This window comes from Paraconexibacter sp. (assembly GCF_059438195.1).
On record NZ_JBLKKY010000102.1, the window covers coordinates 1 to 10,680 of the forward strand.

At 75.1% G+C, this 10,680-nt stretch carries 13 protein-coding genes; 1 reads left to right on the plus strand and 12 read right to left on the minus strand.

What is annotated here, in order from left to right:
• Both ACME2J_RS21070 and recO read right to left on the minus strand, forming a co-directional pair.
• Nucleotides 1–902: PEP/pyruvate-binding domain-containing protein (locus ACME2J_RS21070; RefSeq protein ID WP_495546914.1), on the minus strand; the 902-nt coding region annotated here is incomplete at its 3' end.
• A 10-nt stretch (nucleotides 903–912) separates the two neighbouring features.
• Nucleotides 913–1,641: a DNA repair protein RecO gene (gene recO / locus ACME2J_RS21075; RefSeq protein WP_495546915.1), complete on the minus strand. Its 729-nt coding sequence runs from the start codon at nucleotides 1,639–1,641 to the stop codon at nucleotides 913–915.
• Between the two features lie 66 nt (nucleotides 1,642–1,707).
• On the opposite strand from recO, the gene ACME2J_RS21080 reads away from it, so the two are divergent.
• Nucleotides 1,708–1,962 carry a glutaredoxin family protein gene (locus ACME2J_RS21080; RefSeq protein WP_495546916.1) on the plus strand — a complete coding sequence of 85 codons (255 nt, stop codon included), beginning with the start codon at nucleotides 1,708–1,710 and terminating at the stop codon, nucleotides 1,960–1,962.
• A 4-nt stretch (nucleotides 1,963–1,966) separates the two neighbouring features.
• Here the strand turns inward: ACME2J_RS21080 and ACME2J_RS21085 are convergent, their stop codons facing one another.
• From ACME2J_RS21085 to pyrG, 10 genes are all read right to left on the minus strand, one after another.
• Nucleotides 1,967–2,137: a hypothetical protein gene (locus tag ACME2J_RS21085; RefSeq protein WP_495546917.1), complete on the minus strand. Its 171-nt coding sequence runs from the start codon at nucleotides 2,135–2,137 to the stop codon at nucleotides 1,967–1,969.
• Nucleotides 2,138–2,147: 10 nt separating this feature from the next.
• Nucleotides 2,148–3,020, minus strand: coding sequence for a bifunctional DNA-formamidopyrimidine glycosylase/DNA-(apurinic or apyrimidinic site) lyase (gene mutM, locus ACME2J_RS21090; protein ID WP_495546918.1), 873 nt, complete (start codon nucleotides 3,018–3,020; stop codon nucleotides 2,148–2,150).
• Nucleotides 3,013–4,197, minus strand: a complete 1,185-nt coding sequence (locus ACME2J_RS21095; RefSeq protein WP_495546919.1) for a phosphopentomutase — start codon at nucleotides 4,195–4,197, stop codon at nucleotides 3,013–3,015. Before ACME2J_RS21095 ends, mutM begins: the two co-directional genes overlap by 8 nt.
• Nucleotides 4,194–4,757, minus strand: coding sequence for a hypothetical protein (locus ACME2J_RS21100; protein ID WP_495546920.1), 564 nt, complete (start codon nucleotides 4,755–4,757; stop codon nucleotides 4,194–4,196). Before ACME2J_RS21100 ends, ACME2J_RS21095 begins: the two co-directional genes overlap by 4 nt.
• 110 nt (nucleotides 4,758–4,867) lie before the next feature.
• Entirely contained in the window at nucleotides 4,868–5,824 is a 957-nt protein-coding gene (gene xerD, locus ACME2J_RS21105; RefSeq protein WP_495546921.1) for a site-specific tyrosine recombinase XerD, read from the minus strand.
• A 102-nt stretch (nucleotides 5,825–5,926) separates the two neighbouring features.
• Nucleotides 5,927–6,478, minus strand: coding sequence for an NUDIX hydrolase (locus tag ACME2J_RS21110; protein ID WP_495546922.1), 552 nt, complete (start codon nucleotides 6,476–6,478; stop codon nucleotides 5,927–5,929).
• The gene (locus tag ACME2J_RS21115; protein ID WP_495546923.1) at nucleotides 6,475–7,518 is read right to left on the minus strand and encodes a DUF3866 family protein; all 1,044 of its coding nucleotides are present in this window, start codon (nucleotides 7,516–7,518) and stop codon (nucleotides 6,475–6,477) included. The genes ACME2J_RS21110 and ACME2J_RS21115 overlap by 4 nt, the downstream gene beginning before the upstream one ends.
• 56 nt (nucleotides 7,519–7,574) lie before the next feature.
• Nucleotides 7,575–8,219 (minus strand): hypothetical protein, encoded by a 645-nt coding sequence (locus ACME2J_RS21120; RefSeq protein ID WP_495546924.1) that lies wholly within the window; start codon nucleotides 8,217–8,219, stop codon nucleotides 7,575–7,577.
• 83 nt (nucleotides 8,220–8,302) lie between these two features.
• A complete protein-coding gene (locus ACME2J_RS21125) occupies nucleotides 8,303–9,229 on the minus strand; it encodes a hypothetical protein (protein WP_495546925.1) in 927 nt (308 codons plus the stop codon).
• A partial coding sequence (gene pyrG / locus ACME2J_RS21130) for a CTP synthase (protein WP_495546926.1) occupies nucleotides 9,226–10,680 on the minus strand: 1,455 nt, incomplete at its 5' end. The genes ACME2J_RS21125 and pyrG, both read right to left, overlap by 4 nt.

Genomic DNA, 10,680 nt, shown 5'->3' on the forward strand with positions numbered 1-10,680 from the left:
ACCTCGGCGAGATCGGCGATGTCCTGCGTGTTGCGGACGCCGCTGACGACGTCCTCGCCCTGGGCGTCGACGAGGAAGTCGCCCGAGGGCTCGGGCGCCCCGGTCACCTCGTCGCGGCTGAACGCGACGCCGGACCCGGAGGTCCGCCCCTTGTTGCCGAAGACCATCTGCTGGACGTTGACGGCCGTGCCCCACTCGTCGGGGATGTGGTTGAGGCGCCGGTAGGCGATCGCCCGCTCCCCGTTCCAGGAGTCGAACACGGCGCGGATCGCGCCCTCGAGCTGCGCCCGCGGGTCCTGCGGGAAGTCGCGGGACGTCGTCTCCCGGTAGAGCGCCTTGAAGCGGTCGGTGAGCTCCTTCAGGGCCTCGACGTCGAGCTCGGTGTCCAGCGACACGCCGCGCCCCGACTTCACCGTCTTGATCTCGTTCTCGATCCGCTCGCCGCTCACCCCCTCGACGACGTTCGCGTACATCTGCACGAACCGCCGGTAGGAGTCCCAGGCGAAGCGCTCGTTGCCGGTCTTCGCCGCGAGGCCCTCGACGCTGCGGTCGGTGAGGCCGAGGTTGAGGACGGTGTCCATCATGCCCGGCATCGACTCGCGGGCGCCCGAGCGCACCGAGACGAGGAGCGGATCGTCGTGGTCGCCGAGGCGGCGGCCGGCGTCGGTCTCGAGACGGGCGATCGCGGCGTCGACCTCCTCGGCGAGGCCGTCGGGGAAGTCGCCTCCGGAGCGCAGGTAGGCGACGCACGCCTCCGTCGTGATCGTGAAGCCGGCGGGCACCCGGTGAGCGCCGAGGACGCGGGTCATCTCGGCGACGTTCGCGCCCTTCCCGCCGAGGAGGTCCCGCTGCTCCCGGGACCCGTCGGCGAAGTCCTGCACCCAGCGGCTCGACGTCTCCATGTCCGCGACCCTACCCAGCGCGGGCCGGGCGCAGCCGGACGTGCGCGTGGTGCTCCGCGGTGTCGGAGATCGCGCGCTCGACTTGGCGCAGCACGCGGTCCTCGGCGGCCGGCGCCTCCGCCAGCGGGGAGCCCAGAGCAGCGGTCATGAAGCGGTGGGCGTCCTCGTCGAGCGGGAACGCCCCCCGCTCGCACGCCGCGCAGACGACGCCGCCCGCCGCCCCGCTGAACGAGGTGAGGTGGTCGGCCTCCCCGCAGTTCGCGCACGCGGCGAGCTGCGGGGCGAGCCCGGCGGCGAGGAGGAGCTTGAGCCGGAACGCGAGCTGGTTGGACAGCGTCGCGTGCGACGCCGTCGCGGCCGGCCCGGCGCCGTCGTCGAGGAGCCGCAGCTCGTGGCAGAGCAGGTGGTAGACGGGCGGATGGGGCTCGCTGTGCTCGAAGAGCCGGGCCACGGCGTCGCAGGCCCGCGCCGCGGCGTCGAGGGCCGCGCCGTCGTCGCGCAGCCGCCGGTGCGGGTCGAGCGCCTGGGCCCCGGTGACGGTGAGCAGGTCGCTGCGGCCCTCGTGGAGGACGAGGTCGACGCGGGTGAACGGCTCGAGGCGGCCGCCGAAGCGGCTGCGGGCCCGCCGGACGCCCTTCGCGATCGCGCCGACCCGCCCGCGCCCCGGCGTGTAGAGGTGCAGGATCCTGTCCGCCTCGCCGTAGCGCATCGATCGCAGCACGACTGCTTCGAGCTTCACCGGCCCGGGCATCGTCCCCCCGTGCGGACGGGACGGACCGGCCGCCTCGCTATCCTTTCTGAAGTCATGGACAAGATCACCGTCTACACGACCGACATGTGCCCGTACTGCGTCATGGTGAAGAGGCTGCTCGACGCCCGCGGACTCGCGTACGAGGAGATCAATCTCGCACGCGACCCGGCCGGACGGGAGGCGCTCATCGAGCGCACGGGGCGAATGAGCTTCCCCCAGGTGCTCATCGGCGACGAGGTCGTCGGGGGCTTCGACGAGACCCGTGCCGCCGAGCGGAGCGGCCGGCTCGAGGAGCTCCTCGCCGCCTGAGCGCTCAGGCGAGGACGAGGGCGTAGACGAAGGCGCCCAGCACGCTCGCCGCGATCATCTGGATCCCCTCCTGCGGGCGCTTCTCCGCGAACCGCACGAGCGCGAGGACGAGCCCGGCGAGCGGGAGCGCCGCGGCCAGGAAGAGCGGGAAGATCCGGACGAGACGCTCCTTCATGGCGGGGAGGCTACGCCGTCGCCGCTCCGACGGTCCCCGCCCGCGTCGCCCTCCGGGGGCGCGGACGGGGCTGGCAGCGCTCGCAGACGTAGGTCCCCCGGCCGGCGGCGACGATCTTCACGATCGTCGTCCCGCACGTCGGGCACGGCTCGTCACGGCGGCGATGGACGCGGAACTCGTGCTGGAAGGAGCCGTAGACCCCGTCGGGGTGACGGAAGTCGTCGATCGTCGCGCCGCCCGCTGCGAGACCGGCGGTGAGCGCCTCGACGACGCCGTGCGCGATCGCGTCCCACTGCCGCGGGGCGATGCGGTCGACGGGCCGCAGCGGATGGACGCCGGCGCGGTGCAGCGCCTCGTCGGCGTAGATGTTCCCCACGCCGGCGACGTGGCGCTGGTCGAGCAGGAACGCCTTCACCGGGGCGCGCCGGCCGCGCGCGAGGGCCCGCAGGGTCGCGCCGTCGAGCGTCCCGTCGAGCGGCTCGAGGCCGAGGCGGACGGCGAAGAAGGCGCGCAGCGCGTCCTCCCCGAGGGCCAGCTCGCCGGTCCCGAACCGGCGCGGGTCGCAGAACCGCAGGACGTGGCCGTCGTCGAGCGTGGCGACGACCCGCTGGTGCGGCTGCGCCGGGTCCGGGTCGTAGAGCAGCGTCCCGGTCATCCGCAGGTGGAGGAGGAGGTGGACGTCGCCGTCGAGCGCGACGTCGATGTACTTGCCGCGGCGGCGTAGGGCCTCCACGGTCCGGCCCTCGACCGCGTCGACGACCTCGGTCGGGAGCAGCGGGGCGCACCAGCGCGGGTCGAGGATCTCGAGCCGGTCGAGGCGGCGGCCCTCGACGAGCGGCGCGAGGCCGCGCCGGATCGTCTCGACCTCCGGCAGCTCAGGCATCCGCGTGCTCCGCGACGAGGAACGACCGGCCGGGGAGCGACGGCTCGTCGCGCCCGGCGAGCCAGTCGAGCACGGTCGCGCCGACGTCGGAGAGGGGCCCGTCGTGGCGCCGGCCGCCGTGGCCCGTGAAGCGGGCGAGGAGGGGGGCGCGCTCGCGCGTGTGATCGGTCCCGGGCGTCGTCGGATCGACGCCGTGGTCGGCGGTGAGGACGAGGAGATCGCCGTCGCGGAGGTCCCCCAGCCACGTCGCGACGGCAGCGTCGATCTCCCGCAGCGCCGCCGCGAAGCCCGCGATGTCCTTGCGATGGCCGAAGTTCTGGTCGGTCTCGACGAGGTTCGTCACGACGAGGCCCTCGTCGAGGTCGCGGACGAGGCGCCCGGTCTCCGTCAGCGCGGTCGCGTTCGCGGCCCCGGGATGGCGCTCGTCGATCCCGCGCCCCGCGAAGAGATCGGCCACCTTGCCGACCGAGTGGACCGGCACCCCCGCCGCCTGGACGGCCTCGAGGTGGCTCGTCGTCGGCGGCGCGAGCGCGAAGTCGCGGCGCCCCTCGGTCCGCCGGAAGGCCCCCGGCGTGCCGGTGAAGGGCCGCGCGATGACCCGGCCGACTGCGTGCTCGCCGCCCATCGCCGCGCGGACGCGGGCGCAGATCGCGTGGAGATCGGCCTCGGGCACGACGTCCTCGTGCGCGGCGAGCTGCAGGACGGAGTCGACGGACGTGTAGAGGATGAGCTCGCCGGTCGCGAGATGGTGGGCGCCGTGGTCGTCGATCGCCGCGAGGCCCTCGTACGGGGCGTTGCAGCAGCAGCGGCGCCCCGCGGCCTCCTCGATGCGCCGCAGGAGCGCGGGCGGGAACCCGTCGGGGTAGGTGGGCAGCCCCTCCGGGACGACGACGCCGAAGAGCTCCCAGTGCCCGGTCGTGGAGTCCTTCCCCGCCCCGAGCGGGTGGAGGCGCCCGTGCAGGACGGGGTCGTCGGCCGGGGGCACGCCCGCGATCGGCCGGATCCGGCCGAGGCCGAGCGCGCCGAGGGTCGGGAGGTCGAGCCCGCCCGCGGCCTCGGCGACGTGGACGAGGGTGTCGGCCCCCGCGTCCCCGTAGTCGGCGGCGTCGTCGGTCTCCCCCGCGCCGCAGGCGTCGAGGACGACGACGAACGCCCTGCGCCCCTCGGCGGCGCTCATGCCGCGGGCTTCTCGAGCTCGACCGACCGCAGGAGCGGGCGGAAGGTCGCCTCGTCGACCTGCCGGAAGGCGTCGTTCGGGGCGAACTGGTCGATGACGAGCTCGGCGCCGTAGGCGAAGACGTGCGTCGAGCGGACGGTCCGCGGCTGGCCGCCGATCGTCTGGGTGCCCCGGATCTGGATCGCGGGCTTGCCGTCGACCTTCGTGCGCGCCGTCGCGATGGGCTCGAACGTCGCGTCACGGGCCTTCGCCGCCGCGACGAGGTCGTCCATGGCCCGCTCGAGCTCGTCCTTCTCCTTCGGGAGAGGCTCGCTGCGGGGGTAGCGGAAGATGCCGACGATGAAGCTCCCGTCGGCGATCGTCGTGACGAGCGGGTCCTGCCCGGGCGTCACGGTCCACCCCGCCGGAGCGATGAGCGAGAGCCCCGCCTCGGCGTCGTTCACCGGGTTGTCGCCGAGCCGCGGGCCGGGCTGGCCGATCTCGGGGACGGGCGTGCGGTCGTTGCCGCAGCCGGCCGCCCCCGCTGCGGCGAGCGCCGCGACGACGAGGGCGGCGGCCACGGGCCGACGGCGGGCGGCGCGGGGCGGGGACGGGCGGCGAGGCGAGGGGGACGGCACAGCTCGATTCTGACGGACGGCCCCTGCGCACCGCCCCGCCCCCGGCGCCGCGCTCAGGAAGGCGGCGCCGTGGCGCCGGTCGCGCGCGGATGCGCCTTGAAGTAGACGTCGCGCAGGCGCTCCGCCGAGAGATGCGTGTAGATCTGGGTCGTCGCGATGTCCGCGTGACCGAGCATCTCCTGGAGCGCGCGGAGGTCGCACCCGCCGGCGAGGAGATGCGTCGCGAAGGTGTGGCGCAGCGTGTGCGGGCTCATGCGCCCCTCGAGGCCGGCGGTGCGCGCGTGCCGCTGCACGATCTTGTAGAGGCCCTGGCGGGTGAGCCCGGTGCCTCGGTGGTTGACGAACAGCCGCGGCTCCTCGCCGAGGCCGACGAGGAGCGGGCGGCCCCGCGTGAGGTAGATCCGCGTCGCCTGCACCGCCTCGCGGCCGACCGGCACCAGACGCTCCTTGCTCCCCTTGCCGCGGGCGCGGAGGATCGCCGCGTCGAGATCGACGTCGCGGACGTCGAGGCCGACGGCCTCGCTCGCCCGCAGGCCGCAGGCGTACATGAGCTCGAGGAGGGCGCGGTCGCGGAGGGCGCCCGGCTCGGTCCCACGGGGAGCGGCGAGGAGCGCGGCGACCTCGTCCCGCGAGAGGACCTCCGGGAGCTTCTGGCTCTTCCGCGGAGCGCGGAGCTCCGCGGTCGGATCGTGGTCGATGACGCCGTCGCGGCGGAGGTGGCGGTAGAACGACCGCAGGCAGGCGGTCTTGCGCTGGAGCGTCGCGGGGGCGACGGCCGGGCGCCCCTCCGTCCCGGTGGCGAGATCGGTGAGGAAGGCGGCGAGCTCGGCGTGACCGGCGTCGAGGACGCTCGCTCCCGCCCGGGCGAGGTGCGCGCCGAACTGGAGGAGGTCCGAGCGGTACGCGTCGAGGGTGTTGCGGGAGAGCCCGCGCTCGAACTCGAGGTAGGAGAGGAACTCGAGGAGGTGGTCCTCGAAGGCGCGGTCGGCGGCGGCAGGGGCGATGGCCATCGCATGAGGGGTTCGTCCCGGCGCCCGGCGCTCCTCGCCGGTGCAACGCCCCGTGCGCGCTGCAGGATCCCCTGCCGCCCTTGGCGGAGCGGCCCGCTGCGGCTACCGGGCGCCGTCGCCGAGGCGCTCGGACTTCAGCCAGAGGAGCGCGATGAGCGTCTTCGCGTCGCGGGTCGCGGCGATCGCCCCGTCGAGATCCTCCAGCGGCCACGGGACGAGCTCGATGCGCTCGTTCTCCCCCGAGTCGGGCGGCGCGACGTCCGAGAGGCCCTCGGCGAGGAAGAGGTGGACGGTCTCCGCCAGGACGCCGACCGACGCGTAGAACGTCGTGATCGGCCGCCAGTGCGCGGCCGCCTTGCCGATCTCCTCGGCGAGCTCGCGACGCGCGCACTCCTCGGGCGGCTCTCCCTCCTTGTCGAGGCGGCCGGCGGGCACCTCGAGGACGTCGGGGTCGCCCACGGCCTCCCGCGGCTGGCGGACGAGCCACACGACGTCCTCGTCGACGGCGAGCATGGCGACCGCCCCGGGGTGATGGACGACCTCGCGCGTCACCTCCTCCCCGTCGGGATAGGCGAACCGCTCGACGGCGACGCGGATGATGCGCCCCTCGAAGACCGTCTCGCCGCCGCGGTGGGTGAACTCGCGCTCGCTCATGACCCCACCTTCCCCGCGAGCGCGGTCCCGCACACGAGGGCGGCCGCGAAGAACGCGCCGTCCTGCGCGAGGTCGCGGCCCATCGTCCGGGCGGGCAGGCCGCTCGCCGCGTATCCGTCGAGGTCGGCGTCGAGGAGCAGGGTCGCGTGCGCCGTCTCTGCCAGCACCTCCTCGGGGGTCCGGCCGTCCGGCCCCCGGCGCCCGGCCCCGTCCCGCGGGAGCGCGACCTCCACGGGCGCGAGGAGGAGCCGGAGCACCGTCCGGGTGTGGTGGCTGAGCCCCTGGTGGCGCGGCCGGGGGTCGCCGTCGCTCATCCGCGCGCACAGGACGACCTCGCAGCCGAGCGCGAGCGCGGCGTGCGCGCTGTCGAGCGCGACGATCCCGCCGTGCCCGAGCGCGCTCCCGGAGCCGAGGATCCCCGGCCCGGGCCCGACGACGACCGCGTCGCAGCCGACGTCGTGGGCGACGTGGTGGATGCCCCCGGCGGTCGTGATCGCCTCCCCCTCCCCTCCGTAGGTCGGCGCGGCCGTCACGTGCGCGGCGAGGAGGCCCCGGGCCCGCAGGTCGGCGACGACGCGCGAGTGACCGCCGGGGAGGGCGCCGCCCGCGGTCTGCACGTATCCGAGCCGCGCGCCCGGGGCCGCCTCGGCGAAGGCCCAGGCGAGCGGGGCGAGCTGCCCGTGGAGGCCGAACACCGCGACGGGCCGGCCGAGCGGCACCGCGAGGTCCTCGCCCTCCACCGGGTGGACGGCGTGCTGGAGCGACGTGTAGTTGAGCTTCATCACGTGCGCCCCGGGCTCGCCGGAGCCGCCGAGCCCGCGCGTGAGGTTGACGTGGACGACGTCGAAGCCGCCGGAGCCGAGCGAGAGGTCGAGCGCCTGGCCGTTGACGACGACGTCGTCGCCGACCTCGGAGACGCCCACGAGCGACACGTCGGCGATCGCGGGGCGCCGGTCTCCGTCCGACTCGACGACGATCCGCTGGCGCGGACCGTCGGCGTGTTCGGACTCGACGACGGTGCCGCGGCGCAGGACGAGCATCGCGCGCAGGCTATCGACGCCCTGCGCCTCGACATCGCTCGGCGAGGAGGCCGCCATCACGCGGCGCGCCGGCCCGCACGGCCGCAGCGCCGCTCCGCCCGGGCCGCGGCGCGCCGCTCGGTCCGCGACGCGGGCCGCGCCTGCGGCGAGCGGTCGCTGCCGGGGGCGAGCGTCCCGCACTCCGCGCAGCGCAGCGCGTCGCTCTCGTCGGCGGCCGCCGCGAGGAGCCCGACGACGATCCCGAGCGAGTCGAGCGGCACCGCCACGGCGAAGCGGCGGGCCGGGAGGACGACGAGCGCCTCCTCCTCCCCGCCGTCGGCCGGCTCCTCGTCGGCGATGTGGACGCAGATGAAGACCGCCGCCCCGGGCCCCGCGGCGCCGGCGGAGGGCGCGGCGCCGGGCCCCGCAGGCGGACCGGCGCCGACCTCCGCGCCGCCGTCACCCAGGTCGCGTGCCGAGGCGAGCGCATCGACGGGATCGGGGAGCGGGTACGCGGCCCGGCAGACGAAGCACCGCGGTGCGAACGGCTCCTCGGCGGTATCGGTGTCGCGTCGCAGGCGCCGCAGGCCGTCGTGGACGGCGGCGGCGGGACCGTCGATGCGCTTGCGAGCGACGTCCGTCCACGAGTAGACGGTGAGGACGCCGGGACGGTGCTGCGGGCGGCACTCGTGGGCGCCCGGGGTGAGGATCGCGAACCACATGCGACGAGGAGACCACGGATCCACGGCCCCGCCGGCCGCCGGCGCAGGATCCGCGGCGAGGCTGCGGAGCGCTGCGACGTTCGTCACATCGCCGTCGCGAACGCCTCGACGACGGCGAGCGCGAGACCGACCCGCTCGGCATGGAGATCCCCGTCGGCGGGCTCGCCGAGGGGCCCGACGCCGACCGGGACGACCGCGGGACCGGCGAGGGCCGCGACCGACGTCGCGAGGGTCTCCACGTCACGTGGCGCGTACGCCCGCGAGCGCAGCGCCGCGCGCACGCGCTCCAGGCTCTCGTCCCCGTCGCGGCGCCGCGTTCCCGCGGTCGCGACACGCTCGACCGCCACGTCGGCGTCGGCCGGGTCGCGCGGGTCGTTCGCCGCGTCGTAGAGCGCGTCGACGACCGCCGCGACGGCCGTCTCCGCCGTTCCTGCGCTCGTCGAGCGCACGTCGACCCCCACCACGCACCGGCTCGCGTCCCCGGCGACCGCGACGGGCTCGACGCAGGTGAGCGGCCCGCCGGGCCCGGCCACCGGGATGGCCGCGACGGCGCGGGCCGCCGCGCGCACCGCACTCCGACCGGCCTCCGGATGGCGCACGGGGTCCGCCGCGCGGCCCATGAACGTCGCCTCCACGCGATAGGCCTCCGGAGAGGCGACGACGATCTCGCCGAACCCGCCCGGGTGGTCGAGCGCCACCCCCGCGGGGGCTCGCAGCGCGACCGGAGCCGCGGGGACGGGACTCGGCGGCGCGACGAGGAAGATCTCGACGCCCACGGGTGCCGGCGTGAGGACGAGGCGGCGGGCGACGTCGACGAGCACGCGCAGGAGAGCGCCGTCCCCCGCCGGAGCGGCGAGGACCACCGCCGGGCCTGCGGCCTCGTCGGCCCCCGCGCCCGGGATCTCCGCGACGAGGTCTCCGTCGGGCTCGCCGCGCAGCGCGAGGCCGAGCGCGCGCAGATCACCGCGGGCGACGCGCGCCCGGCGGACGACGCCCGCGTCGGCCGTCACACCCGCTGGTGGGCGGCCTCGCCGCGGGCTGCGTGGATCTCGCCCTCGGGATGCTGGTCGAGCGCGCGATCGAGAGCAGCCCCCACGAAACCGCGGAAGAGCGGCGCCGGACGCTCGGGCCGGGACTTGAACTCGGGGTGGTACTGACTGGCGACGAAGAACGGGTGGTCGCGCAGCTCGATGACCTCGACGAGCCGCTCGTCGGGCGAGGTGCCCGACACGACGAGCCCCGCCGCCTCGAGTCGCTTGCGGAGACTGATCGACACCTCGTAGCGGTGCCGGTGGCGCTCGTAGACGACGGCTTCGCCGTAGACGTCGCGGACCCGCGTGTCCGGGTGGAGCTTGATCGGGTCGGCGCCGAGGCGCATCGTCCCGCCGAGGTCGGCGACCTCCTTCTGCTCCGGGAGCAGGTCGATGACCGGCCACTCGGTCTCGATGTCGAACTCCGTCGAGTTCGCGCCGTCCATGCCCGCGACGTGCCGTGCGAACTCCGCGACCGCCAGCTGCATGCCGAGGCAGATCCCGAGGTACGGGACGCCCGCCTCGCGCGCGACCTGCGCCGCGAGGATCTTGCCCTCGACACCGCGCCCGCCGAACCCGCCCGGGACGAGGATGCCGTCGTGGTCGATGAGCCGGGCGCGAGCGGCGCCGAGATCCGTGAGCGCCTCCGAGTCGACCCAGTCGAGCTCGATCTTCGCGCCGTGGAGCGTGCCGGCGTGCTTGAGCGACTCGGCGACCGAGAGGTAGGCGTCCTCGAGCTCGACGTACTTGCCGACGAGCGCGATCCGCACCGGCTGCGCCGCGGAGGACGACCGCCGCACGATCTCCTCCCACTCCGAGAGGTCGGCCTCGCGCGGCGGCTCGAGGCCGAGCATGTCGACGATGAAGCGGTCGACGCCCTGCTCGTGGAACCAGAGCGGGACCTCGTAGATGTCGGGCACGTCCTTCGCCGAGACGATCGCCTCGGGCGGCAGCGACGCGAAGAGCGCGATCTTCTTGCGGATGTCCGGCGAGAGCTCGGACTCCGAGCGGCAGAGGACCATGTCCGGCTGGATGCCGATGCGGCGCAGCTCGTTGACCGAGTGCTGGGTCGGCTTCGTCTTCAGCTCGCCCGCATGCCCGATGTACGGGACGAGGGTGAGGTGGATGAACATGCAGTTCCGCCGCCCCACGTCGACCGGGAACTGGCGGATCGCCTCGAGGAACGGCAGCGACTCGATGTCGCCCACCGTGCCGCCGATCTCCGTGATGACGACGTCGACGTCGCTCGTCTCGGCGATGAGCTTGATCCGGTTCTTGATCTCGTCCGTGATGTGCGGGACGACCTGGACGGTCCCGCCGAGGTAGTCGCCGCGACGCTCGCGCCGGATGACCGAGTCGTAGATCCCGCCGGCGGTGACGTTCGACGCCCGCGACGTGTTGCTGTCGGTGAAGCGCTCGTAGTGCCCGAG